Genomic DNA, 26446 nt, shown 5'->3' on the forward strand with positions numbered 1-26446 from the left:
GCATCGACTTGCGTGACGGGCGCGACGTTGGTCTGCGGGCTGGCGAACGAGAAGCCGCCGTTGACATTGGCGTTGACGCCGTTGTTCTGGAAGATGCTGGAGCCGCCGACGATAGCGCCCATTTCTTCACGGTCGAGTTCTTTGCTGACTGCGAGGGATTCGATCTTCAACATGATGGTTCTCCGGATGCGTGGATGATTGCGATGAGATGGGGAATCAGAGTGCGACGCCGCCAAGCAGGCTGCCGACCGAAGCGAGCGACTTGGTGATGTTCTTCACGTCGACGTCGGTGTGTTGCGAGGCATCGACTTGCGTGACGGGCGCGACGTTCGTTTGCGGGCTGGCGAAGGAGAAGCCGCCGTTGACGTTGGCATTGATGCCGTTGTTCTGGAAGATGCTGGAACCGCCGACGATGGCGCCCATTTCAGCACGGCCGAGTTCTTTGCTGACAGCGAGGTTGTCGATCTTCAACATGATGTAGCTCCTGACTTGGTTGGTTGGATGAGCACCAATCGTTGCGCTCGCAGCTACATATGCGAGGGCTGTGCCAGCGGCTACTAGAGGATCTGTTCGGTTAATGCAAGTCGTTGATCGACATACAAAATCGAGGTACTCAAAGCAGATCTCTACGCGCAGTCCAGGTCGCTAATGGTCGCCGGCTGTCGGCCGTCCAAAGACAGATACTCGAAACATGTCTGGAGCCGGCGAACACGCAAGGTAATCAGACACGCGACACGTTTCACGCCGCAAGAAGAGAGACGAAACTATGGAATACGAAGTATCGATGAAAAAGACGAACAGCGCTCGCATCGAGCGTTGGGGCGCAACTTGGGGAAGGAAGAACAGGCAGGAAGGGAGTACAGCGAAGAGAAGCAAGGAGAAGGAAGCAGCGTTGTCCCTTCTCCCCTTGTAGACGATGCCTTACAGCTTTCCGCCCACGATCAGGCTGCCGACGGAATCAAGCGTTTTCGTCACGTTCGTCAGGTCGACGTTGGTGTGCGTCGAAGCATCGACTTGCGTGACGGGCGCGACGTTGGTCTGCGGGCTGGCGAACGAGAAGCCGCCGTTGTAGTTGGCGTTGATGCCGTTGTTCTGGAAGATGCTCGCGCCGCCGACGATGGCGCCCATTTCAGCACGGCCGAGTTCTTTGCTAACGGCGAGGTTTTCGATCTTCAGCATGATGTGTCTCCTGGGACGGGTTGGGTTGGACGAGCACCAATCGTTGCGCTCGCATCTCCATATGCGAGAGCTGTGCCAGAAGCGTCCGGATGTTGTCCGGTTAGGCCGATCCATTGAATAGCAAGGCTCACCGGGCATCTACAGCATCATTCACGAACGAGCGGCGCATCGATTCGTCGGCTGCGCGATGACAGATCGCCGGACATGTCGGCGCACGACCGACGGTCCGCGTACACGAATGCGACGGGCTCAGTGAAACAGCCCATATCACATGCACGCGCCGTACAACGCTGGTGACAAAGCCACTTGCAGGCGATTGCCTTAGCGGAAAAAAGCCAAAAGAGGAGCGGCCTGGTCAATCCGCGCATTGCGCGCGTGCGGCCTTCGGAACAATGACGAGAGGGAGAAGGAAACGTCGTCGGTTCCTTCTCCCTTCGAGGGATGATGCTTACAGCTTCGCGCCGAGAATTTCGCTGCCGACGGTGGTGAGCGACTTCGTGATGTTCTTCACGTCGACGTCGATATGTTGCGACGCATCGACTTGCGTGACGGGCGCGACGTTGGTCTGCGGGCTGGCGAACGAGAAGCCGCCGTTGACATTGGCGTTGACGCCGTTGTTCTGGAAGATGCTGGAGCCGCCGACGATGGCGCCCATTTCTTCACGGTCGAGTTCTTTGCTGACTGCGAGGGATTCGATCTTCAACATGATGGTTCTCCGGATGCGTGGATGATTGCGATGAGATGGGGAATCAGAGTGCGACGCCGCCAAGCAGGCTGCCGACCGAAGCGAGCGACTTGGTGATGTTCTTCACGTCGACGTCGGTGTGTTGCGAGGCATCGACTTGCGTGACGGGCGCGACGTTCGTTTGCGGGCTGGCGAAGGAGAAGCCGCCGTTGACGTTGGCGTTGATGCCGTTGTTCTGGAAGATGCTGGAACCGCCGACGATGGCGCCCATTTCAGCACGGCCGAGTTCTTTGCTGACAGCGAGGTTGTCGATCTTCAACATGATGTAGCTCCTGACTTGGTTGGTTGGATGAGCACCAATCGTTGCGCTCGCAGCTACATATGCGAGGGCTGTGCCAGCGGCTACTAGAGGATCTGTTCGGTTAACTCGCCGGCCTGATAGGAAAGGGATTGCGGGGTGGAAGCGCGATTCGCGCGCCGAAACCATCCGCAATAGGCGAGGCCGAAGTGTGGGCCGCAGAGAAACAGAGGGCGGGGACTTGTCGGATTCCGACGAACAGCGTGGTCAACGATACGGGACGCGCGTGCGCGGACGAGCCGCGTCCCGTATCAGAGTCGATGAGATGAAGATCAGCTTAGAGCTGCGGAGAAACACCGAGCGGCGCAATGGGTTCCATGACCGGCGCGCTTTCCGGCTTCAGATCCTTGATGAAGGTGTCGGACATCGCGATCACGGTGGCGAGCGCGCGCGTGTCGTAGAGCGCGTGATCGACGTCGCCGCACACGGCGGCCCGGACGCGCGTCGTTCGAGACAGCTTCTTGCCGTGCCTGCCGAAATGCGCGTTCAGTTGATCGAGACCTTCGTCGCCTGCGCCGTACACGAGCAGCGTGCGCACGCCTTTGCGTTCGAGCGCATGGACGATGCTGTGCGGATCCGTGAGCGAACCGTGATCCGCCTGAACGACCTTCTTGCGCGTCACACCGGGCATCTGCGATTGCAGCCGCGCCGCCGCATTCGATGCGAAAGCTTTCAGGATCGGCTTGAGTCCGCGCTTGCCGCTCAGCACGAGCCACCATTTTTGCGGCTTCAGGATCGCGGGTCCGAGACGCGCCATCGTGTTGCGCCGCTGCGCTCTGAGCTCTTGCAGCGTCAGATGCTCAGGTACATGGAAGCGCTGCAGATTCACGGCGATGACAGCGCCGATAGCCGGCTCGATCAGCGACGCGCGCAACGCGCTATATGCACCCGAGCAGATGCCGAACACAACGACGTTATCGTAGCCCTTGCGTTTGAGCCATGCAGCTGCGGTCGCGACATCCTCGATCGTGGTTTGCGCATGAATCGACGCAACCGTGTCGTGCGTGCCATCCGGCGAACGTGCGGGACTGTCGCCGATGCCACGCGCATCGAAGCGCAACGATGCGATGCCGCGTTGTGCCATCTCCCGCGCCATGCGGACGGACAGCCGGCTGTCGCCTTGATGCACGCTGCCCGCCGTATTCGTGATGACGATCACAGGGCCGCCCGGCAGTCCGTCGCGCGGCTCGCACAAGATGCCGAAGAGTCCTGCAGCGCCGAAGATCACCGGGCGCTCGATCGCTTCCGGCGTTTCGATGATCGCATCGTCGCTCATGCTCGGCCGCGCTGCCTTTCTCGCGCGGGCCGGCTTGAGATCGCGGGCCATGCCTTCGGCCACGCCCTCCTCGATCCATTGCGCGGCGCGCTTGAGCGTCTTCTCGGGCAAGACCGACGATGCAGTCTCCTGCATGAATTCGAAGTAGTCGTCGAAGGCTTCCGTCTGCACGTCGACGCCTCGATCGAGCAATACGTTGCATAGCGACCGGCTCGCGCCCGGCCGCAAGTCGGCCACGAACACGCGCTTGGGCAGAGCGGACTGATGACTCATCGCCTTGCCGAGATCGAGCCCGCTCAGGCGGCTGCGAAACGCTTCGCTATAAACCTGACCGAGCACGTGATATGGCGAATCGACCTGCACCGCTCTCACGACGACGGGAAGATTTTCGACCCACGTCTGTCGCAGCGCGGTGAGTTCGCGCAGATAGTGGCGTCCGTTGACCACGGGCGCGAGGAGCGCGAGCGAATCCACCAGCGGATGATGCGATGCCAGCGCAGCCAGTGTGCCGCCCAGACGCAAGCCGCACAGCGTGACTTTCGTTACGCCCGTTTCCTGTCGCAAACGTTCGATAGCCGCGCCGATATCCGCGATGAAGTGATCGACCCGATCGCTCTCATGATCGATGCCGACTGAATCGCCGGTCGCCAGATAGTCGAAGCGCAAGACCGGAACACCGCGTCGGGAAAGCTCTTCGGCCAGATAGCGCATGGCCTTGTGGCCCCACGCTTCCTCATGCCCGAATGGGTTGCATAGCACGACGCCGTGGCTTCCATGGCCGACGTGAAGCCACCCGAAGCGGCCTCCGAAGACGATCGGCGTCATGCGTCGGCCCCACTTCCAAAATTACCGACGCATAGGCGCTCGCTTCGGTAAGAAGCGATATTGGCAACGCACTGAATCCCTGGGCCGCTCGATGTTTTATTTAGGTCGCGCATTTGTTGAGGTTCTCATTGCACGTTTTGCAAGATTTAACCTCCTTTCGTTTCTGGCCTTCGGTGCGCTGGACAACAAAGTGATGTTTTGCCGCATGCATGGGGTATACCGCCATGCATGCACGAGACCGGACGTCTAGACGTCGATGCAATGTTCGCTATCGCACATTCGCGTCTCTTGGCACGAAAAAAAGCTAAGGAGATCTACATGAACGGGAAGCCGGAATGAAGCGGTTCGCGAGGATCGCCATAACGCTTGGCAATGGTAGAAGGGCATCTATTGACTATTCGGAGGCATCGTCTAGATTTTCGTCGTGGCCGCGCTCAATCCATCGATTCGATTCGCCAAGGAGACGATCATGTGCACTCGCCTGAAACCCGGACGCCCTCACTCCATCTATTGCATTCTGCCGCCGCACATGCTGGAGCACATCGCGAAGCATGGCGACGCGAAGCAGCGCGAGATCGCCATCGACACGCTGTCGAAGGATCACACGATGCGGTCCTTCCGTGCCGTGGAGGCCACGCTCGCAGTCCGGCGCGCAGCGCCGATGCCCACTGCCGCCGCGCCTTCCGCGCATCGCACGATCTACACGGCCGACGAAACTGAAACGTTGCCCGGCACGGTCATTCGTACCGAAGGCGCAAAGCCCGTAAAAGACGATGCCGCCAACGAAGCCTATGACGGTCTCGGTGCGACCTTCGAGTTCTATCTGGAGGTGTTTCATCGCAATTCGATCGACGATGCGGGCATGCCGCTCATCGGCACCGTCCATTTCGGCAAGGACTATGACAACGCGTTCTGGAACTCGCAGCAGATGGTTTTCGGCGATGGCGACGGCGAGCTCTTCAACCGCTTCACCATTGCACTGGATGTCATCGGTCACGAATTGACGCATGGCGTGACCGAACATACCGCCGGCCTGAATTACATGACGCAGGCGGGCGCGCTGAACGAGTCGATATCGGATGTGTTCGGCTCGCTCATCAAGCAATACGCGCACAAGCAGACGGCGGACAAGGCGGACTGGCTTATCGGCGAGGGATTGCTCGCGAAGGGCGTCAATGGCGTCGCGCTTCGCTCGATGAAGAATCCCGGCACGGCCTACGACGATCCGAGGCTCGGAAAGGATCCGCAGCCCGCCGACATGAGCGAGTACGTTCGCACGACGCAGGACAACGGCGGCGTGCATATCAACTCAGGCATTCCAAACAAGGCGTTCTGCATGACCGCTCTTGAAATCGGCGGATATGCTTGGGAGAAGGCGGGGCGAATCTGGTATGAGACGCTGACCGACTCGCACCTCAAGCCGACCGCGACCTTCAAGACATTCGCGAAGCTGACGCTAACTGCGGCGAGCAGGCTATATGGCGCGAGCAGCGCGGAGGCATCGGCGGTCAAGAAGGGATGGCACGAAGTCGGTGTATTGTGATCGTGCGCGCGCTCGCATCTTCGCCGCGCTCCTGTTGTCGGGCGCGGCGCTGGTGTGCGCGGGCTGCGCTTCACATCAATCGTCGTGGGAGCCTTCAATGCACGCGGAGTTGACGACCGATGGCGGGTTAGCTGCCTTTCCCGGACTTGCACGGCCGATCGTTCTCGACGAGAAGGATCTTTCGCCCGACGATGGCGTTGCATTCGCGCATCTCGTCGTGGCGGCGCGCGCCGAGGCGAGCGCATCGAGGCCACGCGCAACGAAACCTGTTCCGGACGGCCGCACCTATCGGATCCATGTCGATGGCGACGATACGCTTCACCTTCAGGCCGCCGATCCTTCCATACCCCCTGCCTTTGCCGCCTTGATGGAGTTCATCAAGCGGCATGGACATCGCTAACTTCCGGCTGTGCGTGCGTCAACACTTCGGCTGAATTGGATAATTCCCCAGCTAACTCTGCTTTCGTAAGATGTGCTTGCAGTTTGCTGATTCCATACATTCAAACGGAGTATCTATGAAGCCCGCCAAAGTTCTGCTTCGATCATCATTGAGATGCCCTCCGTCGATCGATCGGCGGCGATCAGAAGCATCTACACGTCAATCAAAGGCAGAACGGCAATCGCTCGATAACTTCGGCGATTGCCGTTCTCGCGGTCGATCACCTCACCCGCGAGCTATCAAACCAGCCTTAGACCGAGGCAAGGATTCAAGAATTATGTATGTGCGTTGGCTCATACAAAACACCGGTTTTTCGTTTGCGCAATTCCGGCGTGCTGTATAAGATTGCCAAACATTACAGAATGTAATGTTAATGATGAACGTTTTCCTTGCCTCTTTGTCTGTAAATGCGCAAGGCGCCGAAACCTTGACGGAGCCAGATTGCTGAATGAGCGAGCGCAGACTCTCTCCCGCTCTTTCGATGACCGATCAAGCCGCACCATAAGGAGACTTCATGCCAACTCCCGTTTTCGAGTCCGTACGTCTAGACGATGTGTTGCTCGAACCAGATCCGATCGACCCCGCATGGATACTCGAAGGCAATCCTGTCGCCCGCAGTGGCAGATGGTCGCAAAGTCTCGACACGACGACCTCCTCGTGGGTCTGGGATTGCACCGCCGGCCGCTTCAACTGGTACTTCGAGCAAGACGAGACCATCTATGTGATCGAAGGCGAAGTCATCATTACCGCCGAAGGTCAGGAACCGCGCACGCTGCGCGCGGGACACGCCGCATTGTTTTACGCGGGCACGCGATCTCAGTGGTACGTTCCTAAGTATGTGCGCAAGCATGCCATCCTTCGTCCGCACATCACGAAGCCTGTGTTGTTCGCGCTCAAGGTGAGCCGCAGATTGCAGGGCAAGCCGAGCGGCTATCTGCCTCGCACGTCGCTCTGACAATCTCCTTCGAAGAACATCACGGAACGATCGAAGTGATGAGTCACGCGATGGATAACCTCGTCCATTGGTCAAGGCATTGCGAACGGATCAGGCAGGAGAGCGCACGGTTCCCGAGTTCCTGCGAGGCGCGTGGCACGCCGGAGTAGTCCGTAATACGCCAGCGCTTTAGTTCATTGCCGATGCCATCTGCCGCCGATTCGCAGAAAAGAATCAAACGCGCCAATGCCGGCATGCATGACCGCGCGTGATGCGAATTGGCTCTTTGCTCATGGAGAACTTTTCGCGAAACGTCGCATTCGCCTTTGGCGAATCAATCGACGCACGCTCGTCATAACATATGATTTGAACGCAACGCGGGATAGCTTTTGATTCTGCTGCATCCGTAAAGATACTTCCGGCGAGAGGCGGGCGCGAATTCGCGCCCGTTTTTGTATTGCTCGGCACTGCGCGAATACGCTTCTTCACCTAACTTCGCGAAACGCTACGAAAGCAAACGATTGCGAGTGCGATCATGCCGGCGTTTGCAAATGTATCGTCCACGACTATGCCGTCTGTCCATACGAACGTGCCTATCCGTTCAACGCCGCGAGCGATTAAGAAGTTTTTTCATATGGATGCCTATTTTTATCGTTTCCTCGACGCAATTTTTTCTTACCTGTAACCTGCGTCTGTGAGAACGCCTGGTGACTCCCAAAAGTTAAACGACGTCCACAGTCGACACGCTCGTTCGGAAGGAATAACACTAACGCAACGAATTGGAGGCTCCGCGATGTCAACCTCAACTGACGTCCTCGAAGCTACGTCCGTCGCTGGCGACTGCGCGTATGCGATGCATGATTCGACGGTAATCAAGCACATCGGCATTGTTTTATACGATGGTTTCTCTTTGCTGGCCGCAGGCACCCTCGCCGAAGCGCTGCATGTGGCGAACGAGTTGCAATCCGAAGCAGCGAATCATTCTTTGAAATATCGCGTGAATCTGGTATCGGCTCGCGGGGGTACGGTCTCGTGTTCTTCTTCCATGTCCGTGTGGACGGAACAACTCGCCGGAGGAAAATTCGATAGTCTCGATAACCTTTTCGTCGCAGGAGGCAGCGGCGTGGCACGCGCGTCCTCGGACGACAATCTTATGGAGCTCCTGAGACGCGTGAGCGGGAAGAGCGTCACCATTACCGCGATGGGAAACGCGCACATGCTCTTGTCGGCCGCGGGCGTTACGCCGCGGGACTGGCCTTCGATGAAGCAGGATATTCCGCCCAGTTCGGCGACCAAAACCCTATCAGAGCATGAACGCGATCAGGCATTGATGACATCGCTTGCATTCGTCAAGAAGGACTTGGGCGCCGATCTGGCTATGCGTGTCGCGGACCGTCTCGAATCGGGCGGAGGCTTGTCGCTCGAGGCGGCGTTCGAAGAGATGTATGACACGACGCTGGCCGAGAAGGCGCGCGCGGCGGCGCGTTGGCTCGTGCTGAACTGCGCAAAGGCGATATCCGTCGTCGATGCAGCGCGCATGTCTTCGATGAGCGAGCGCAACTTCCTGCGTCTGTTCAAGCGCGAGATCGGCGTCACGCCTTCGAAATATCTGCTTCGCGCGCGGCTCGATCTCACTTGCAAGCTGCTCGAAAATAGCGATCTTCCGGTCGACAAGATCGCCCGTCGAACGGGCCTCAGCAACGGAGAGAGACTGTCGAAGCTATTCCGCAAGGAATTCTCGATGTCCCCAACCGAATTTCGCGCACGAAGCCGGAATAAGCGCTGAGAGCGAAGCGCTCAGGTTGTCGGCGCCTGATCGCCGACACCTCGTTTGGCCTTGACCGAACTACGCAGACGCGCCTCGAATTGCAGAAGGATCGATTCCTTGGCGAGATTCGATGCCGCGTATTGTCGGCCGAGCGCACCAAGACGCTCACGAAGCGAGCGGTCATTGGCGAGACGAAGTATGGCTTTAGTCAATGCAGTCGGAGATTCGGGTTCGACCGCGAGGCCGACGGAATTCACGACGTCCCATAGCTCGGTGCCTTCATTCGCCGTGGCGATAACCGGCCGCTTGCTCGACAGCATGGCGCCGAGCTTCGATGGCATGACGAGATCGGCGGCATCGGCGCGTTGCGGCAGAACATGCATGTCCGCGAGCGCGAGCAGTTCGTGGAAGCGCTCTTTAGGCTGCAAATCGAGGAATTTGACATTGGGTAAGTCGCGGGCCTTATCGAGCAGGAACGATCTTGCGGGCCCGGCACCGCAGATCACGAACATGATGTCCTCGCGCCACGCGAGAAGCTTTGCCGCATCCGCGATAACTTCCAGACCTTGCTTGAGCCCCAGATTGCCGGAATAAAGTACGACCTGCACGCCGCGACCGAGAGCGAGTTGCGCGCGATACGAGTTGTCCGCGCTGTCCGATTGTGCATGCTGCATGTCGACCCAATTCGGAAATGTAAAAGCGTTCTCGCATAGGACGCCTTTTTGCACCGCCAGTCGCGTCATCGCGGCTGAAGGTGTGGAGACCACGTCGGCGCGCGACATCAGCCATTTTTCAGCGGACGATGCGAGCTTCTTCGCCGCACGGCCCTTCAGGATTCCAAGCCGGAAAGCGGCATCGACCTCGTAGTCCTGTACGTGAAGCCAGAACGATGCACTCGCGATGCGCGCTGCCAACAGCGCCATGGGCGACGCGAACAAGGGCGGCTCGACGAGCCATACGGCTTGCGGACGCCACGCGATTTGCACTGCCGCGGCGGGAATGGAGAAGAGTGCGAAGCTCATCAGATGCAATATGCGCTTCAAGCCCGAAGGGCGTTTCGGGCACCAGAAGGGCACGCGTATCACCGAAACATTGTTGAGCTGTTCCGTCACGTATGTGTGCGAGTTATAGCCGGCGCGAACGCGCCATTCCGGATAATACGGAGAAGCGGTGATTACGCGTACCGTATGTCCGCGCAATGCGAGCCATTCCGCCAGCTCGGCAGAATACTTTCCAACCCCGGTTACTTCCGGGGCGTAGTTGAGCGAGATCATCAGCACTTTCATCGAGCCACCCAATGTGGTTGAAACTGAAAAGTCGGCGCGCCGAACGCGCTGACTTTCAATCGAAGCGCTTGCGAATGAAGCGGCATGGGTTGCCGCCATAAACGCCTTCGGGCTCGAGCGAACGATGTACGACGGAAAGCGGTGTAACGACCGCCGAACGGCCGATGGTCACGCCCATTTGCACGACACAATTCGCCGTGATCCACACGCCGTCTTCAATGACGATCGGTGCAACGCTCAGATTCATCGTCGTGCTCATTGCGTGCGAGCCGGCTGTGAGGAACGTGCCTTGTGAAATGCACACATGCGATCCGACGCGGATGGGCGCCTGGTTATAGATCCACACATCGGCGCCGAACCATGAGTGATCGCCCACTTCGAGATTCCACGGTGCTTTCACGCGAAGCTGTTGCAGGAAGCGGCAACCGACGCCTATCTTCGCGCCGAAGAGACGGAGTAACGCAACTCGCACATTCGAAAACGGGTTGAGCTTGTTATTGATGACGCACGCTTCGACAACAAACCATAGTGCTTCGATGAGCGTCGATCGCGCCTTCTCATAGTTGCCCTTTCCTGCTCGGCTCAGATCGATGACGCGATTGGCAGGGTGCTCGTCCTTGACGTCGTGGACAACGGTTTCCGCGTTCGACACCGCATTGTCGGTGAGGAGTTCTGATGCCATTTGGAAGCTCTCCCAGCAGTCGTTGCACGTTTCAGGTATTGGCGGTGCGGACAGATCGACTTAACTGTCGCCAATCCGGGACATCTTCGGAGAGGGCTGCCAGCACATACGGCGCACTCGAAACGTCTCCAGTGCATGACGAAGCACCGACAGCCTGCGGTCGTCCGTCAAGGATTCGATGCGGTGCTTGCCTCGCTGGATCAGCCGCATTCTCAGGTCGGGGTCGATGATGAGCTCACGAAGTGCATCGGCCATGCTGTCCGGGTTCACAAGATCGATGAGAAGCCCCGCGTCGTCAATCTGGTCTCGCAGGTTTTTCAGGTCGGAATACAGCACGGGCACGCGAAGCTGAAACGCCTCGTAGGGCGGCAGGTTCGTGGGCCCGAAATACGTGGGCATCACCAATGCGACCGCCTGACGATAGAGGCAGGTCACTTCGATATCGGACACGAAGCCTGCAAAGCGGATTCGGTCCGCCAGCCTGAGCTCATCGGCCACTGAGCGTACATGAGCCAGGTTGCCGAAGTCGCGCCCAGAGAATATGGCGCCGACCCTGATCCCGAAGCGATCCTCCAGGCTGCGCAATCCCCGCAATAGATAGACATGGTTCTTATGCGGCCAGAACTGGGCGGGATAGTAGACGTAGTCGCAATCCAGGCCATACTTTGCCTTGATGTCGATAAAGCGATCCGGATGATCAAGCTCATGCTCGGACAACTGCGTTCCAATCGCGGGAGAAAAGGGAATCACATGAACTCTTTCCTCATCGACGGCATATCGTCGGATCACGTTATCGCGTCCCGCTTCTGAATCGACTACGACACCGGTCGCTTTCTTCAGCGCAAGTTGATAGATCTGCTCGCGGCGCTCGAACTCGCCGCCACAGCGAACTTCAGGAAAGTCCACTTCATCGCGGTGCGCCAGATCCCAGACCGTAAAGAGATAGCTGAAACGTGCAGTCACGAGAGCCAGATAGGACGGACCCGTGAAGTAGACGAGGTCCGCGCCCATTTCCCGTAAAGACCGGTCGAGCCAATTGAAGTACACGTGCTTTCTGAATAGTTGAGGCGGATTGAGCAGGCGCCACATGACATGGAAACGCGCAAGCAGCTTTTGCCAGCGGTGAACGCGAAGATAGCGAGCATCGATTCCAACCCGATGCAGTTCTTCGATCGCGGACCTGCGCGTCGTGATGAAGGTCACGTTACAGAGTTCGGGCGGCAGGCGCTTGGCCAGAAGCGCAGCGTTCGTCGCTTGCTGAAATCCTCCGCCTACTGAATTGTCCAGTTCGATAAAGACCACCATCCGGATCGGCCGGACATGAAAGCCGATGCCGGTGACATCCGCGCCGCTCGCATGTTCACGAGTTTCAACGCGGCGATGGGCGAATCGGGGAACTGCCAGATCACTTTGATAGGTAGTGCTCGAAGCGGCTCTCTTGAACAACATATCTTGAGTTCCCCGCAGAAGAAAGGACATGTTGCGTTCACAGCGACACGATCAATATCGGATCGTCTATCGTGGGCTGGTCTAACGATAGGCTGCCGTATATCCGCGCGACCCGTTATGACGGATGACGGCAAGACGTTGGCTGACCGATGAGTGAGACCGCGCCCGCCATTGCCGCGGACTCAGCACGCGGGTGCCCGGCCAAAAGCTTGATGATTTCCGCCAACGGACCTTGCCGGGCATCCGCGGCGCTACGATGCCTTTCCGGGGCGTTGCACGAGGCTGTCGAAAGGTGTCGACGAACATTGCCGCTCCCGCATGCGTCCTGGCTCACTGGAGAACGTCTTTGAAAACGCTCCACATCATTCCGTCTATCGAGGCAAGGAGTGGCGGTCCGGCGGAGGCAATCAAGAAGCTCGCTGCAGAACTGCGGCTGTTTGGACACACGGTCGATATCGTCTGTCTCGATCCTTCGGTCCATGCCGACACGTCAGATGACGCTGTGTTCGATCGAGTGGTCCGCCTTGGACACCGTGCAGGGAAATACTCGTTCAACTTCCGCCTCGTTCGCTGGCTGATCGAGCACGGCAGCCAATATGACGCGATTGTCGTGGATGGCATTTGGCAGTTTCATAGCGCGGCGGCCGTGTTTTCGCTGCGTCCGCGGAAGATTCCATACTTCGTCATGCCGCACGGAATGCTGGATCCATGGTTCAACATAGGCCATCCACTGAAGTTCGCGAAGAAGCTTGTCTATTGGTTATTCGTTGAACGACACGTCCTGAGCAACGCGAAAGGCGTTCTTTTCACTACGGATAGCGAGCGAACCCTGGCGCGCAAAGCATTCCCGCTATATCGCGCCAAGGAAAACACCATGACGATCGGCACCGTGCCGCCACCTCTGATCGAAAAGGCAGAGGTTATAAAGTGGCGCGCGTCGGGGCATTCGAATGACAAGAAGTTGATGTTGTTTCTAGGGCGGCTCCATGAAAAGAAAGGCTGCGACCTGTTGATTCGCGCCTTTCACGATCTGCGAGACGCCGCGAACGATTATCAACTAGTTATCGCGGGGCCTGACAACAACGGCGTCGCGGCGAAGCTGCGTCGTGAAGCCGAACAACTCGGGCTTGCCAGGAAAATCACCTGGATCGATATGGTGACGGGCGCGGACAAGTGGTCCTTGTTGCGGGCGGCGGACGTCATGGTCTTACCTTCGCATCAGGAGAACTTCGGCGTCGTGGTGGCCGAGGCGCTCGCATGCGGCGTGCCGGTGCTACTGACCGACAAGGTCGGAATCTGGCAGGAAGTCGTGGCGGACCGAGCGGGCCTCGTCGATGTGGATACGCTGCCCGGCATCACTCGGTTGCTCATGCAATGGACGAGCTTGCCGGAGCATGAAAAGGATGCGATGAGATCAGCTGCGAGGCAGTGCTTCGACGACCGCTTTCATGTATCTCGCGCGGCCAGGAACTATATTTCGCTGATGAGTGACGGCCGCGCCTAATGATCGAGGCAAGATACGTGCGTTCGTGCGCGCGACCTTCGCATGCGCGACTTATATGACGAGAAAGGGTGGAGCCGCGACGCGAATCGGTCAACACCTTGCCAGATTCCGTCACTTGACGAGAGACGAATCACAACGGGCGCTAAGCTTCAGTTGCGGACGATGCGCGTTCCGGCCTCTGCTACGCGTTTCAAAGCGCGTCCATGTCGGACATTCTCCAGTCGGGACACATCATGCGGGTATTTTCGGCCGAGCAGGACATTGGGGTTGAAGAAAGCGTCGATATCATCGCTCACGACGGCGTCACACTTGCTCTTATCATCCGTGCTTCCTTCTCGAGAGAAGGCGTGAATTTTTTCACGCCGCGCGAATACTCGCAGCAACTCGCGCATATGGAGCATGCCGCCGGAACGAAGATATGCGCGCATGTGCATAACATCATGGCGCGTGAAGTAAAGCTGACGCAAGAAGTTCTGCTGATCAAAAGAGGACGCGTTCGCGTCGATCTTTATGGTGCGAACCTGCACTATGTGACGAGCCGGACACTTGGGCCCGGAGACGTCATATTGCTGTCCGCGGGCGGTCACGGCTTCGAAATGCTCGAGGACGCGGCCTTCATCGAGGTGAAACAAGGGCCTTACATGGGCGATCACGACAAGGTTCGATTCGAACCGCGGTCGTGAGTTACGGCGTTGAAGAAAGCGGCATCAAGACCCTGAGATTGTTGTTCGCATGTGACTTGGCATAAGAGGAGAAGAAACGATGCCGAATAAGGTCGCGCTTGTTACCGGAATAACCGGTCAGGATGGTTCCTATCTCGCTCAATTCCTGCTCGATAAAGGATATGAGGTGCATGGCGTCAAACGCCGTTCATCGCTCTTCAACACCGACCGTATCGACCATCTTTACGAAGATGATCACGTAGCGCAGCGAAGGTTTCATTTGCATCACGGCGATCTCACCGATTCTTCGAGCATCCTGCGTATCATCCAGCGCGTTCAACCGGACGAGATCTACAATCTCGCCGCGCAAAGTCACGTAGCGGTCTCGTTCGAGGAACCCGAATACACGGCCAACGCGGACGGTCTGGGCGCTCTGCGAATACTGGAAGCGATGCGCATATTGGGTCTCGAGAAACGCGCTCGCTTTTATCAGGCATCGACATCCGAGTTATATGGGCTGGTCCGGGAAATACCCCAGCGGGAGACCACGCCTTTTTATCCGCGAAGCCCGTATGCCGTTGCGAAGCTGTACGCGTACTGGATCACGGTGAACTATCGCGAGGCTTATGGCATCTATGCGTGCAACGGCATTCTGTTCAACCACGAATCGCCGGTTCGTGGAGAGACGTTCGTCACGCGTAAGATCACGCGCGCGATTGCTCGCATCGCAATCGGATCGCAGGACTGCCTGTATCTCGGCAATCTGGGCGCAATGCGCGACTGGGGACACGCACGCGATTATGTTCAGATGCAGTGGCTCATGCTGCAACAGCCCGAGCCGGAGGACTTCGTGATCGCGTCCGGCGTGCAATACAGTGTGAGGGAATTCGTGCAACTTGCTGCCGCGGAGCTCGGTATCGTTCTGCGCTTCGAGGGCAGCGGTGTCGACGAGGTCGCGATCGTGGAGCGGATCACCAGCAAGGAATGCCGTGTCGCGCCAGGGACCGTGATTGTGCGTGTCGATCCTCGCTACTTCAGGCCGACGGAAGTAGAGACCCTGCTGGGCGATCCGGCGAATGCTCACGCGAAACTCGGTTGGGCGCCAACGGTGACTTTTCCAGCGCTCGTCAAGGAAATGGTGCAGTCCGATTATCAGATAGCGAAGCGCGATGCTCTGATAACCCTAGCCGGATACCGTGCGCTGGAACATCACGAATAAGCGCGCACGTGCGAGTGTCGACCGGGCCCGCTGGCTTCGCGGCCAGCGGACCTTTGATCGAAGAGTCGGTTCATTTTCCGGCTAACCTGCGGATCAGCGGTTGCAGACCCCGAGCCAGCTTCGCGAATCCGGCGCGTGTCAAGCGGAAGAAAAGATATTCGCCCAGCACGGACATCATCGTTCGATTGAGCGGCGCTGTGTTCATCGAGGTCTTTGGAAAGACGTCATACTCCGAGGGCTGTCCGAATCCGAGGAACATCGACGTTCGTTCGTTGACTTCGGAAATGAATTCCGTGTTCACGATGATCGGCTCGGACTTCTGTATTTCACTGTCGACCTGGAAGAACACGCTTTTCCTGACGAAGTTCTTGTCGGTTACGGGTCTCGCTCGATGAATGCCGTAGGTGTTGTAAATGACGAGCGATCCGCGCGGCATCTTGAAGCTCTTGACGTCCGACGCGAGGTTATCAGCGATGAACTCATCCGTGTAGTCGCTATACGCCTTTTCTCCGGACCAGAGATGCGAGCCCTCGATGTACTGGAACTCGCCGTCGTCGACATCGGAGACATAGAAGATAAAGATGATTCCGGGAATATGAGCGAAGGCTTTGTCGGTCTTGTTGTCGGTATGCCACTGCATGTGGTGCCCGCCGTACGTTTCGTAGTATCTCAGCGCCTTGAGTCTGAACTTGTCGCCCAGATATCCTTCGCAGACCCTGAAAACAAATGATGAGGTCGCGAAGTCGTAGAAGGTCTTCGACACGGCGAGCAGGTTCGTCAGATAGTATTGCTTCTCCCAGAATACACCGGCGACCTTGTTGACGTTCAGGCCCAGCTTCGTTGCAGTCGAATCGTGTTCTATGCGTTCGATGGCCGCTGGTGCAAGGGCGGAAGGAAACGCAAAGTATCCTTTTTGATTCAGCTCTGCGACTACCTGTTCGGGATTGACAGAAAGGAATTCGCGAGTGAAGAGCGCCTTCTCCGTCTGGCTCCACGATAAGCCAGCTCGAACGGAAATGTCAGGCGACGAGTGCTCGATCGCCTCTTCATTGAGACCTGGTTCTGCGGCGTCGAAAGGCAAGCTTGCCATTTGATTCTCCGGTCGTAAGTCGCGTGTCAAGCCGACACGGCACGCGGTGGATCGTCAACAGGCCATACTAGTCGCGCACAGCTCATTGACCGATGCAAGGCGGATGTCGGCAAGGAATTGGCCGAGACAGGGCGAGGTGTGAGCGCTCTCCCGACACATCGACCCGATTCGGCCAACCTCATGGCATATTCCGTCAACTCCGTCATCGGCCAGACGTGCGCTCCTATGCTTCGTGCACGTGCGAAGGTGGTTCACGGGTCGACATGTGCCGCGAGCAGCCAATTTCCGCAGGATCGCGTCGGGCGTGAAACCACCGGGGAGAGGCATGGACGTGACGAAGATCGAATGCGTGCTTGCGATGCTCGACAGAGCCTGAGCGATGCCACCACCTTTGGCCGCCTCGCGCCGTGCCCTCTTCGCGATGTCCTCGCGTCTGTTCGAAATGTTGCCATTCGGCGTCGGCAGATCGGAAGGACGCGACAGGGATCGATATCGGCGAGCTGCGCTTACGATCGCGTGCAACGTCTGCAGTTCCGGCCTGGCGTTCATTGTCCTGATTGCATCCGTCTCGTGGACGCTGCCGTATCTGGGCCAACAACGTTTCGGCGTATGGATGACGTTCTCGAGTCTCGCCGCAACGCTCGCCATGCTCGACTTCGGCATAGGCAATGCGCTTCTCAATCTCGTTGCAGGGGCGCGAGCGAATGAAGATGCTCGGCGCATTCGTGAGCTGATCACACATGGGGTATGGCTGCTCGGCACTGTCGGCGCGATTTGCGGAATCTGTTTGTACGCTGCGCTCCACATATTCGACTTGCGCCTCGTCTTCGGCCATAGCGCTGACGCCGCTGATGAAACGCTGGTGGCTGCGACGCTCTTTCTCGTTCTAACCTGCCTGAACATTCCTCTCGGTGGAGTGAAGCGTGTATGTCATGGCCTTCAAAGAGGCTGGGAACAGCATATCGTCAGCTCGATCGGTTATCTGATATCGCTGCCGCTCTTGTATTGGTGTTGTCTGCGTCAAGCATCCATTCCGTGGCTCTTGTTCGTCACCTATGGCATTCAGATCTGCATGTCGTCGTGTCTCGTTGTGCGATTGAATCGACAAGGATTGCTCGGCTTGATTTCGGGTGGGGCGCACTCGACGATGTGGACTGATTCGAAGAAGATCCTCAGCATGGGATCGTTGTTTTTCGGACTGCAGGTCGGCGTCATGTGCGCAAGCGGCTTCGACGCGCTCATCGTCGCAAAGTTATTGGGCGTGACGGAAGTCGCGAAGCTCGCCGTCGCACAGCGTCTGTTCCAGTTCCTTACTGTCGGGATCTCGATGCTGACGGTGCCGCTGTGGGGCCTCTATGCCGATGCGAAGGCGAGGGGCGACACGAATTTCCTGTCGATGACGTTAAAGCTGTCGATGCTCGGCACCGGTGCGATCGCCATCGTGACCAGCGGATCGATATTCGCCGCCTCCTCGTGGCTTCTGAGCAAGTGGGTCGGCAACCACCTTAGTATTCCCGTCGCGCTGCTCTGCGCGGTTGCGGTCATGTCGGTAGTCGATGCGTTCGGCAATGCGTTCGGCATCTTTCTAAACGGCGTCGGCGAGCTGAAATCACAACTGGTCGCGGTGTGTGTGAGTTGTGCGCTCGCCTTGTCGCTCAAATTCTGGCTCGTGTCCACATTCCATGAAGTCGCCTGGGTGGTGTGGTCGACGGTGATCGCAAGCCTGGTGTCTGACTACTGCGTGTACCTGTTCCTGTTCAGAAAGCGCATATTCGCGCATCTGAGCGTGTTCGACGACAAAGGTGCGACTTCCGCATAAGCGAACGACCGGCAGGAAAGCGCAGTAACGTCTTCAACCACGATGCCGTTCGCGCCAATGTCTTGCCACATTCGGTCAAGCAAGCCGGCGCAGCGGCGGGCTGGCTACATTCAAGGCTGTCGGAGCGGGTGGAGTATTGGATCGGCTATACGAGCATTCTTTTCTGACGATTGCCGGAGCGCTACAGATGACTAAGGACTTCGCAGACGACGTTGCCTTGCCACGTGGCGATAGCGCGGAAACGGTCACGGAATCGTATATACGGTTTCTGAAGCGCAACTATAAGGTTATCGTCGGGACGACCGTAATCGTTGGCAGCGTCGCGTGCGAGTACGCGATCCTCGCAACGCCGATCTATCAAACAAGCATATTGCTGCAGGTTCAGGAGCCTCCCGAATCGTCGGGCAGAAGCTCGCTCGAAGATGTGTCGTCACTGTTCGCGGTGAAGCCTCGCGCTGCAGCCGAAGTCCAGAAGATCACGTCGCGCAGCGTGCTGGAATCAGCTATCGCACCGATGCATTTGGACATCTCGCTCACTCCGCGTCGCGATATCTGGACTCGCGCGCAATCGAAGTTTGGCGCCGCGTGGCGCAGAATCACGGGCGAGGCCGAGGTAGGCGGCGTTCAACCGGGTTTGGCTTCGATTGCAGAAGTGCCCGAAAGCCTGCGCAAGAAGGCACTGGAAGTAGTGTCGGAAGGCAACGGACGCTATCGTCTTTTAACTCCCGACGGAGAGACTTTTAAGGGCAACGTATCGACATTGGAAAACTTCGAGACGAAGCGCGGTGCGATCGCGTTGAAGATCGATGCGCTTCCTGGAGGTGCCGGTCAGGTTTTCGATCTTCGGCGGTTATCGCGATCGGCAGTGGTCGAAAAGCTTCAGGAAAGACTGAGCGTCACGGAGCGAGGGAAAGAATCGAATATCGTCAGCGCATCCCTGGAAGGCACCGATCCGGTTTTCATTCGAAACATACTTCATGCAATCGGCACGACCTATGTCGCAAGTGAAGAGGCGAGAAGAAGCGCCGACGCACAGAAATCGATGGAGGCGTTGAGCACGGAACTGCCGATACTGAAGGGTCAGATAGAGAAATCGGAGGACCGGTTCAGCCGGTTCAAGAACGAGACGGGCTCAGTCAATCTTAGCGAGCAAGCGAACGTCGTCATCAGACAGCTGGCCGACGTGCAGGCCAAGATGACGGATCTCCAAGTGCAACGGCAGGAACTTCTGCGAAGGTTCACGAAAGACGACAGCACGGTGCTTGCGGTGGATCGGCAAATCACTACACTGAGCGCGCGTGCCACGCAATTGGAAGCCGAAGCGCGAATGTTGCCGGAACTCGAGCAACAGGCGCTTCGGCTTTCACGCGATATCAGCGTCAACAATCAACTCTACGCAGGCTTGCTGGCGAACATGCAGCAGTTACGCTTCATCAAGGCCGGCCGGGTGAATGAAGTACGACTGATCGACGACGCCACGCTTCCTGAAGATCCGATAAAGCCACGGCGATTGCTCATTGTTGTGCTCGGAATTGTTGGCGGCGCTTTTCTGGGAATTCTGCTCGCGCTCGCGAGAAAAGCATGGTCGGGCAAAATCGACGGTCCCGATGATATCGAGCGGCGCACGGGTTTGCCTGTGTTTGTGAGTGGCGCGTTCGGAAACGTAGCAGGGGCCGCATCGTATCGCCAAGGTATCGACGTTGCTCGTGCAGGCGCGAATACCACATCCAGAGCGCCGTCGATCGAGAGCCTGCGTCGATTTTCTGCCATCTTCGAGCATAAGATGCTCGAGTCCGGTTCTCGCATTGCGATTTTTAGCGGGGTCAATGCGTGGACGGGAACATCATTCGTAGCGGAGCAAGTCGCGGCTCAACTTGCTCAGAGCGGCGCGCGCGTGCTCTTGATCGATGCCGACGCGCGCGCGGGACGCTTATCCAAGAGGCGAAACGCCGGATCTGCGCCCGGGCTATCGGATGTTATCTCCGGACGCAGCACGTTCGACGAGGTCGTTCGAATCGGCTCCGCAGGTGACTTCGACTTATTGCCGAGCGGAGTGCGAACGGACGGAGTACCTTCCAGCCTTTCGAGGGATACACTACGAAAATCGCTGACATCGGTTGGCGAGCGTTACCAGTTCGTCATCCTTGACGCTGCGCCGGTGCTCAGCGCGGCCGAGACGCTCGTCATGGCGCGGCAGGCGGGTTGTGTGTTCATTGTCGCGCGAGCGAATTTATCGAGAATCGGCGATCTGACAGCTTGCGTCGACGCGTTCGAATCGATCGGCGTTCGGGTAACCGGGGCCGTGCTTAATACCCTGGGCCGCAGAAAACATAACGCGCTGACAGCCGCCCCCGTCGTCGGCGCCGAGTCGTCTTCGACGGCCGGCAACTCGCGCGCTTCGCCGAGCGCCTTCGGCGGCGCTTCACTGACCACGCAACGCGACGCGATTCGCGACGGCATCGCGCCTCGTCCATCGGGACTTCACGAGACATGAACGATCTGCAAATGTGTAGCGTCGGCCGGGCCGCCGCAGCCCGCGGGTGTCATGACGGATCCCGTCGCGCTGTAGCGGTCTTTGCGCTGGCCTCGGTGGTCTCCGTGGCGTCGACTTCGACGCGCGCCGCCGATCTTACCAGCGCCCAATGGACCGCCTTGCAGAAAAACGCACAGTCGATCGTCGATACGGAATCACCGGCATCGGCATTGCCTTTCACGGTAAGCACTGCGCTCATAGGAACCGGGCGTCGACCTATTGTATTTGCTCATTACTTCACTCCATTTCCTCTCTCTATCGATAACCTTCCGGCACGTTCCGATTACTATTGCACGGAGTATCTGAATCGCTCCGGTGAAGGAAGCAAATACGCGAGCGTTGGCGGCTATCTGCGCGACCGGCCCTTACCTTTGGCCCGTTACACCACTAACGTCTATAAGCAGCGCGCCCTGGCCGTGGAGATACTGCGCGCGAGGAAGATTGACATAGACGGCTTCGGCGTAGACCTTCTGCAAATCAACAGCGGCTCGCTATGGGACGACGTGATGCGGGTCTATTCCGTTGCACAGCATGTCGCGCCCGACTTCAAGATTCTGGCCGAACCGGATATGGCGGCGCTCGATGGTGTCAGTGTGTCGGATATGGTCGCGGCCATACGTGTCATTGCAGGACAGAAGAACGGGTATCGAATGGCCGACGGAAGCCTTGCAATTGCGCCGTTCTACGCGGAGAACGTCAGCCAGAATTTCTGGTCGGATGTGATTCGCGGAGCTGCGGCTGCAGGCGTGAACGTCACGTTGATTCCTATTCTCCTCGATCCCGCCAAATCCGCCGACTTTCGCACAATCACGAATTCCTTTTCGTTCTGGGGCGTTCGAACGGTGCCGGAATCGACCGATAAAGGCGGTTGGGAAGATCAGGCGCTTACAAATCTCGAATCGTTCGGTGCAGATATCATGACGCCCGTCGCGCCTCAGGATTCACGGCCAAAAGACTCGGTGTTCTGGGAAGCGCAGAATTCCGCACTCTTTCGGGCGCAGTGGTCTCAGGTGACGTCGCGAGATCCAGCCTACGTGCAGCTCGTCACCTGGAACGACTACTCGGAATCGACTCACGTCTCGCCCTCTGTCGGTACGCAGTATGCCTTCTATGATCTCGCGGCTTACTACATCGAATGGGCCAAGACCGGAAATCCGCCGCCGATCGTTCGGGATAGCATTCTCTACTTTCATCGCAGGCAGATCTTTACGCCGGGCCGGTCTTCGACGCCGGAGACCGCGATGGTCGAAGAAGGCGTGGGCTCAGTCGTCAACGACATCGAAATGGTCGCCTTCCTGACCGCGCCCGCTGTCTTGCGGATAACCTCCGGCGGAACGGACCACACGTCGAATGGCGTGGCGGGCTTGAACGTATTCCGTGTTCCGGCGGTTTCCGGCGTACCGAGCTTCGCCATTATCCGCAATGGAGCCACAGTCGCACAGGTAACGTCGACCACATCGATCGTCTCGGTAGGCGCGGCGCAGGACCCGTTATACATCGGCGGAGGATCGGCGCGCTCGCCCGTAAGTCTGGTATGCAGCCAGTAGCGCGCTCAACAAACGACATGGCGGCCACATGAAAAGTCCGGCGAACGTGGTTTCATATCTTGCATTGGGTATCTTCTTGTTCGCGGCCGAGTTCTATACCCTGGGGATGAGTCCCGGGCATAGCCCGCTGATGCTCGTGTCTCACGTTCTCTTACTTGGCGTGGTCCTCTTTCACCTCGGCATGCACTTGTTCGACAGCAAGCCGTCGTTTGCGGACGCATCTGTCGTGGTGTTCGAGATAACTTTCCTGATACTCGCACCGGCTCTTCAGTTGGCGCATGACGCGCAAGTGCTCGTGAATACGATGCCCTTCGACGACACTTCGGCGCTGCATGCGAATCTCATATTTATCGTTTTCATTGTCACTTACCTTGGCGCGCGACATCTTCTTCCGCGCACGATTCAAGCGTCGACGGCCCGCGCTTCGGAACCATTGACGATCCGTTATGCGGCGCTTATTCCGGCTCTGGCGATCTGCGTCGTGGCTGCGATGAGCGCATTCAATTTTGCCAGCCAACTGCAGGCCGGCGATCTGGACGGAATCGACGTCACCCCTTTGGACATGATTCGCGCGAAGGTGCTTTTCTTTCTGATCGTGCCCGTGTTCATTCTTATCGTGTTGCATCGTCCTCGTCGAATCGGACTGGTGTGGATTGCGCTCGCGCTTTTCGCGTTCGTCTTGCTACTCATTTGCCAGAATCCGCTGACGGAAAAGCGAAACGCACTCGGTCCCATCTATCTGACGCTGCTCGCATTGGCGTTTCAGCGGCACCTCAAGAGTCCATCCCGAGTGTTCTGGGCAATCTTCGTTTTGAGCGGACTGTTTTTTCCTTTTTCCGAGTTGTTCACGAACAGCAGAATCGATAAGTGGCCGCTTTCTTGGGCCACGATAGAGAGCTTCTTCGAGGAACACTTCGCATCCACGACCTATGACGCGTGGGCCAATACGGAAGCCATTGTGGAAATGGTGAGTCGGGAAGGAATCAATGCGGGCAGGCAGCTCGCGGGCTCCCTGTTGTTTTTCGTTCCACACGCTGTCTGGCCCGACAAGCCTCTGGCGACCGCGATTCTGGTGGGCGAATATCTGCAGCGAAATTACAGCATGTGGTTTCTAAACCTTTCCGCGCCGTTGCCTGCCGAAGGCTATTTCGATTTTTCGTGGGCGGGCGTCGTAGCTTATGGTTTCTTGCTGGGTTATTTCTCGCGCCGCGCCGACGCGTTGGTCGAATCGCCGATACCGCTTCGGCGAGCGCTGGGATGCTATCTGTCGTTCTACGTCGTGTTCGTCCTGCGCGGGTCATTGATGGTCGCGGTCGCTTACGTGGTGCCCGTTCTCGTCACGTTTCAACTCGTGTCCTTGCTCCTCACATCGCGAGAGAACAGACGCGTCGAGCCGCGCACGGCGAGGCCGCTCTATAGCGGCATGGCACGTCGAAAGTAACCTCTCGCCGGTTTAGAGAACGGTGAGTGCTTCAGGCGGGGACGCCGCTCATGTTCTGCTCTTGCCCAATCCAGATCTGACTGTCGGGAAACCAGAACTCTCTGGATTTTGGCGGCGCAGCCAATGTCACTGGCAAGTCAGGATTGAATATTTTTGACCAGGCCGACAGATAGGACGGCATCTTCACAAGATGGCCGCAGTTCGAAAGCAGCAGACTCGATACCAGCGCTTCTCGTCCGATCTCCAGCCCGGGATGACCGCTGAAGTGCACTGGCTTATCGCCGTTGGATAACAGTTTCGCGGGCGCGACATTGATCGGACGCTCGAACGGCCACGCACTGAAGAATTCGATGAAAGCCGGCTCGTCGCTGGAAACAAATATGTTGGTCAATTGCGGGTTGAGCATGAGCGTCTTATCGACAAGCCGGCAGAAATCGACCCACGGAAGCGTCACCGCTTCAAATTTCTTGTCAGTGCCTCTGAAGTGCACGCCCAACGTGGAGGCGCTGATCCCGAGTCTTGCGCAGGTCGATTCGACTTCTTCGCGGATGTGCGCCGCGGGCCGGTAATGCGAGCGGAACAGATCGCTCGCGCTTCGCAGACGAAGCGCTGCGTCATACCGTTGCCGGAAACCCAGTTGAACCGGATCGCGCACGGTGGATGTCCGAACCTTATGCGACGTGGCGTGCCCGTTCTCCGGCCGGACGCTTTCGAAGAGCGCCGAAAACCAGTCGATCGTTCCTTTCACATCGCCGTACAGGCCGCCTCGGGCCGAAATTCGCGGAGTCAGGCGGTTCTCTTCACAGTGCATAAGGATGAAGAGAACCATTTGCATGATCGCGAAGAAGCCGCAGTTTTCCCTGATCTCGATCGAAAACACACCGTGATTCTGCCGCTGCCGTGCAAACAACATCGCGCGGCTGGGCGCGGCAAGCGAGTACTTGAATGTTTCACTACGACGGAGTTTCCTCAATTGATCCACCACCATGCGAAACATGTTCGATTCCTGTTGATTATGTTCGCGTGAATACCAGCGTCACGCGTCGACGTACCCGGTGCGCTGTGCGTTCTTCGTGAAGTCGGCATAAGTGGCCGCGATGCCTTCTCTGAGCGAGATCGTGGGCGTCCAGCCCAAAGCGGATAGCCTGGATACATCCAGCAATTTCCTCGGCGTGCCATCCGGTTTCGAGCTATCGAATTCCAGTGAGCCCTGAAAGCCTACGACGTCGCAGACGAGGCGGGCGAGGTCCGCGATTGCTATGTCGCGTCCACATCCGATATTGAACATGCCCTCGGCGTTATGGCTGTCGAGCAACGCGAATACCGCCGACGCCAGATCGTCGACGTGCAGGAATTCCCGTTTCGGCGAGCCCGATCCCCAGACGGAGATCGATTGGAGTCCGTTCAGCTTCGCTTCGTGTGCCTTTCGGATCAGCGCGGCCAGAACGTGCCCGTTCTGCAGATCATAGTTATCGTTCGGACCGTACAAGTTCGTAGGCATCACCGAGATATACCGCATCCCATGCTGGCGGTTATATGCCTCACACAGCTTGAGCCCCGCAATCTTGGCGACTGCATATGCCTCGTTGGTCTGCTCGAAGGCGCTCGTCAGCAGATATTCTTCCTTGATGGGTTGAGGGCAATACTTCGGGTAGATGCACGACGAACCGAAGAAGACCAGCTCGGGCGTGCGCTTCTTGAAGGCCGCGTGGATCACATTCGTTTCGATGACGAGATTCTCATAGAGAAACGAGGCCGGTTGAGTGGAGTTGGCGTGTATGCCGCCGACCTTCGCAGCGGCGAGCAGCACGACATCGATGCGCTCGTGCGCAAAGAAATCGGCCACAGCGCGCTGATCGAGCAAGTCGAGTTCCTGTCTGGAACGGGTAACCAAATGGTGATAGCCGCGACTGGCGAGATGCCGGAGAAGGGCCGAGCCGACCATGCCCTTATGCCCGGCAATAAATATCCGAGAGCCTTTATTCATGTTGGTGCTCAATCGTCCATTGATGTGCGTTGATCGGAACGTGAGGCCCGATGTGCGATTGCCAGATTAGCGAGGCATTCGGTCAATCATCAGCTTGTGGCGGACGTTGGCAAGGTATTGTCGCGACCGGGCTTTCTCGTCATCGATGACGCGGCCGCCATCTATGCGCCATGGACGGCTCATTACCCGCGAGACCCGCCTCAGCCAACGTCATGGCAGA

At 57.8% G+C, this 26446-nt stretch carries 22 protein-coding genes; 11 read left to right on the forward strand and 11 right to left on the reverse strand.

The window, feature by feature from the left end:
• Nucleotides 1-216: 216 nt before the first annotated feature.
• From NCS67_RS28445 to NCS67_RS28465, 5 genes are all read right to left on the reverse strand, one after another.
• A complete protein-coding gene (locus tag NCS67_RS28445) occupies nt 217-474 on the reverse strand; it encodes a hypothetical protein (RefSeq protein WP_008346270.1) in 258 nt (85 codons plus the stop codon).
• 447 nt (nt 475-921) lie between these two features.
• The gene (locus NCS67_RS28450; RefSeq protein WP_008346266.1) at nt 922-1179 is read right to left on the reverse strand and encodes a hypothetical protein; all 258 of its coding nucleotides are present in this window, start codon (nt 1177-1179) and stop codon (nt 922-924) included.
• Nucleotides 1180-1627: 448 nt separating this feature from the next.
• A complete protein-coding gene (locus NCS67_RS28455) occupies nt 1628-1885 on the reverse strand; it encodes a hypothetical protein (protein WP_008346268.1) in 258 nt (85 codons plus the stop codon).
• Nucleotides 1886-1928: 43 nt separating this feature from the next.
• Complete coding sequence (locus NCS67_RS28460) at nt 1929-2186, reverse strand: hypothetical protein (RefSeq protein ID WP_008346270.1); 258 nt, start codon at nt 2184-2186, stop codon at nt 1929-1931.
• Nucleotides 2187-2499: 313 nt separating this feature from the next.
• Nucleotides 2500-4257: an alpha/beta hydrolase gene (locus NCS67_RS28465; protein ID WP_250437567.1), complete on the reverse strand. Its 1758-nt coding sequence runs from the start codon at nt 4255-4257 to the stop codon at nt 2500-2502.
• A gap of 535 nt (nt 4258-4792) precedes the next feature.
• Here NCS67_RS28465 and NCS67_RS28470 point away from each other — a divergent pair.
• The 4 genes from NCS67_RS28470 (at nt 4793) to NCS67_RS28485 (ending at nt 9025) form a co-directional block, all read left to right on the forward strand.
• The gene (locus tag NCS67_RS28470) at nt 4793-5866 is read left to right on the forward strand and encodes a M4 family metallopeptidase (RefSeq protein ID WP_250437568.1); all 1074 of its coding nucleotides are present in this window, start codon (nt 4793-4795) and stop codon (nt 5864-5866) included.
• A 97-nt stretch (nt 5867-5963) separates the two neighbouring features.
• Entirely contained in the window at nt 5964-6266 is a 303-nt protein-coding gene (locus NCS67_RS28475; protein ID WP_033536023.1) for a protealysin inhibitor emfourin, read from the forward strand.
• Between the two features lie 553 nt (nt 6267-6819).
• Entirely contained in the window at nt 6820-7260 is a 441-nt protein-coding gene (locus tag NCS67_RS28480) for a cupin domain-containing protein (protein ID WP_033536022.1), read from the forward strand.
• Nucleotides 7261-7933: 673 nt separating this feature from the next.
• Entirely contained in the window at nt 7934-9025 is a 1092-nt protein-coding gene (locus NCS67_RS28485; protein WP_250437569.1) for a GlxA family transcriptional regulator, read from the forward strand.
• 11 nt (nt 9026-9036) lie between these two features.
• Here the strand turns inward: NCS67_RS28485 and NCS67_RS28490 are convergent, their stop codons facing one another.
• The 3 genes from NCS67_RS28490 to NCS67_RS28500 are packed head-to-tail and all read right to left on the reverse strand — an operon-like array spanning nt 9037 to nt 12454.
• Nucleotides 9037-10293: a glycosyltransferase WbuB gene (locus tag NCS67_RS28490; RefSeq protein WP_250437570.1), complete on the reverse strand. Its 1257-nt coding sequence runs from the start codon at nt 10291-10293 to the stop codon at nt 9037-9039.
• Nucleotides 10294-10348: 55 nt separating this feature from the next.
• Entirely contained in the window at nt 10349-10975 is a 627-nt protein-coding gene (locus NCS67_RS28495) for a DapH/DapD/GlmU-related protein (protein WP_250437571.1), read from the reverse strand.
• 60 nt (nt 10976-11035) lie between these two features.
• The gene (locus tag NCS67_RS28500; RefSeq protein ID WP_250437572.1) at nt 11036-12454 is read right to left on the reverse strand and encodes a glycosyltransferase family 4 protein; all 1419 of its coding nucleotides are present in this window, start codon (nt 12452-12454) and stop codon (nt 11036-11038) included.
• Between the two features lie 316 nt (nt 12455-12770).
• Between NCS67_RS28500 and NCS67_RS28505 the strand changes: the two genes are divergently transcribed.
• The 3 genes from NCS67_RS28505 to gmd all read left to right on the forward strand — a co-directional run bounded on the left by NCS67_RS28505 (nt 12771) and on the right by gmd (nt 15809).
• Entirely contained in the window at nt 12771-13928 is a 1158-nt protein-coding gene (locus NCS67_RS28505) for a glycosyltransferase (RefSeq protein ID WP_250437573.1), read from the forward strand.
• Between the two features lie 203 nt (nt 13929-14131).
• The gene (locus NCS67_RS28510; protein WP_175980258.1) at nt 14132-14611 is read left to right on the forward strand and encodes a cupin domain-containing protein; all 480 of its coding nucleotides are present in this window, start codon (nt 14132-14134) and stop codon (nt 14609-14611) included.
• 79 nt (nt 14612-14690) lie between these two features.
• A complete protein-coding gene (gene gmd, locus NCS67_RS28515) occupies nt 14691-15809 on the forward strand; it encodes a GDP-mannose 4,6-dehydratase (protein WP_250437574.1) in 1119 nt (372 codons plus the stop codon).
• Nucleotides 15810-15879: 70 nt separating this feature from the next.
• On the opposite strand, the gene NCS67_RS28520 is transcribed toward gmd, so the two are convergent.
• Nucleotides 15880-16899 (reverse strand): phytanoyl-CoA dioxygenase family protein, encoded by a 1020-nt coding sequence (locus NCS67_RS28520; RefSeq protein WP_250437575.1) that lies wholly within the window; start codon nt 16897-16899, stop codon nt 15880-15882.
• A 379-nt stretch (nt 16900-17278) separates the two neighbouring features.
• On the opposite strand from NCS67_RS28520, the gene NCS67_RS28525 reads away from it, so the two are divergent.
• The 4 genes from NCS67_RS28525 to NCS67_RS28540 all read left to right on the forward strand — a co-directional run bounded on the left by NCS67_RS28525 (nt 17279) and on the right by NCS67_RS28540 (nt 24239).
• Nucleotides 17279-18718 carry a lipopolysaccharide biosynthesis protein gene (locus NCS67_RS28525; protein WP_235366189.1) on the forward strand — a complete coding sequence of 480 codons (1440 nt, stop codon included), beginning with the start codon at nt 17279-17281 and terminating at the stop codon, nt 18716-18718.
• A 187-nt stretch (nt 18719-18905) separates the two neighbouring features.
• Complete coding sequence (locus NCS67_RS28530; RefSeq protein WP_250437576.1) at nt 18906-21212, forward strand: GNVR domain-containing protein; 2307 nt, start codon at nt 18906-18908, stop codon at nt 21210-21212.
• Nucleotides 21209-22798 (forward strand): endo-1,3-alpha-glucanase family glycosylhydrolase, encoded by a 1590-nt coding sequence (locus NCS67_RS28535; RefSeq protein WP_250437577.1) that lies wholly within the window; start codon nt 21209-21211, stop codon nt 22796-22798. Before NCS67_RS28530 ends, NCS67_RS28535 begins: the two co-directional genes overlap by 4 nt.
• Nucleotides 22799-22826: 28 nt before the next feature.
• Nucleotides 22827-24239, forward strand: coding sequence for a hypothetical protein (locus tag NCS67_RS28540; RefSeq protein WP_250437578.1), 1413 nt, complete (start codon nt 22827-22829; stop codon nt 24237-24239).
• 31 nt (nt 24240-24270) lie between these two features.
• Here the strand turns inward: NCS67_RS28540 and NCS67_RS28545 are convergent, their stop codons facing one another.
• On the reverse strand, nt 24271-25236 hold the full coding sequence (locus tag NCS67_RS28545) for an O-fucosyltransferase family protein (RefSeq protein ID WP_250437579.1): 966 nt from the start codon (nt 25234-25236) through the stop codon (nt 24271-24273).
• Nucleotides 25237-25275: 39 nt separating this feature from the next.
• On the reverse strand, nt 25276-26226 hold the full coding sequence (locus NCS67_RS28550) for a GDP-L-fucose synthase family protein (protein ID WP_250437610.1): 951 nt from the start codon (nt 26224-26226) through the stop codon (nt 25276-25278).
• Nucleotides 26227-26446: the final 220 nt, after the last annotated feature.

It is taken from the genome of Caballeronia sp. ATUFL_F2_KS9A, from assembly GCF_023630765.1.
In the GTDB taxonomy this organism is placed as follows: Bacteria; Pseudomonadota; Gammaproteobacteria; order Burkholderiales; family Burkholderiaceae; genus Caballeronia; species Caballeronia zhejiangensis.

Excerpts from the sequence above, each read along its gene's own strand:
- NCS67_RS28445 (WP_008346270.1), bottom strand. The coding sequence starts at position 474 with ATGTTGAAGATCGACAACCTCGCTGTCAGCAAAGAACTCGGCCGTGCT.
- NCS67_RS28450 (WP_008346266.1), bottom strand. The coding sequence starts at position 1,179 with ATGCTGAAGATCGAAAACCTCGCCGTTAGCAAAGAACTCGGCCGTGCT.
- NCS67_RS28455 (WP_008346268.1), bottom strand. The coding sequence starts at position 1,885 with ATGTTGAAGATCGAATCCCTCGCAGTCAGCAAAGAACTCGACCGTGAA.
- NCS67_RS28460 (WP_008346270.1), bottom strand. The coding sequence starts at position 2,186 with ATGTTGAAGATCGACAACCTCGCTGTCAGCAAAGAACTCGGCCGTGCT.
- NCS67_RS28470 (WP_250437568.1), top strand. The coding sequence starts at position 4,793 with ATGTGCACTCGCCTGAAACCCGGACGCCCTCACTCCATCTATTGCATT.
- NCS67_RS28475 (WP_033536023.1), top strand. The coding sequence starts at position 5,964 with ATGCACGCGGAGTTGACGACCGATGGCGGGTTAGCTGCCTTTCCCGGA.
- NCS67_RS28480 (WP_033536022.1), top strand. The coding sequence starts at position 6,820 with ATGCCAACTCCCGTTTTCGAGTCCGTACGTCTAGACGATGTGTTGCTC.
- NCS67_RS28490 (WP_250437570.1), bottom strand. The coding sequence starts at position 10,293 with ATGAAAGTGCTGATGATCTCGCTCAACTACGCCCCGGAAGTAACCGGG.
- NCS67_RS28495 (WP_250437571.1), bottom strand. The coding sequence starts at position 10,975 with ATGGCATCAGAACTCCTCACCGACAATGCGGTGTCGAACGCGGAAACC.
- NCS67_RS28500 (WP_250437572.1), bottom strand. The coding sequence starts at position 12,454 with ATGTCCTTTCTTCTGCGGGGAACTCAAGATATGTTGTTCAAGAGAGCC.
- NCS67_RS28510 (WP_175980258.1), top strand. The coding sequence starts at position 14,132 with ATGTCGGACATTCTCCAGTCGGGACACATCATGCGGGTATTTTCGGCC.
- gmd (WP_250437574.1), top strand. The coding sequence starts at position 14,691 with ATGCCGAATAAGGTCGCGCTTGTTACCGGAATAACCGGTCAGGATGGT.
- NCS67_RS28520 (WP_250437575.1), bottom strand. The coding sequence starts at position 16,899 with ATGGCAAGCTTGCCTTTCGACGCCGCAGAACCAGGTCTCAATGAAGAG.
- NCS67_RS28525 (WP_235366189.1), top strand. The coding sequence starts at position 17,279 with ATGCCACCACCTTTGGCCGCCTCGCGCCGTGCCCTCTTCGCGATGTCC.
- NCS67_RS28530 (WP_250437576.1), top strand. The coding sequence starts at position 18,906 with ATGACTAAGGACTTCGCAGACGACGTTGCCTTGCCACGTGGCGATAGC.
- NCS67_RS28535 (WP_250437577.1), top strand. The coding sequence starts at position 21,209 with ATGAACGATCTGCAAATGTGTAGCGTCGGCCGGGCCGCCGCAGCCCGC.
- NCS67_RS28540 (WP_250437578.1), top strand. The coding sequence starts at position 22,827 with ATGAAAAGTCCGGCGAACGTGGTTTCATATCTTGCATTGGGTATCTTC.
- NCS67_RS28545 (WP_250437579.1), bottom strand. The coding sequence starts at position 25,236 with ATGTTTCGCATGGTGGTGGATCAATTGAGGAAACTCCGTCGTAGTGAA.
- NCS67_RS28550 (WP_250437610.1), bottom strand. The coding sequence starts at position 26,226 with ATGAATAAAGGCTCTCGGATATTTATTGCCGGGCATAAGGGCATGGTC.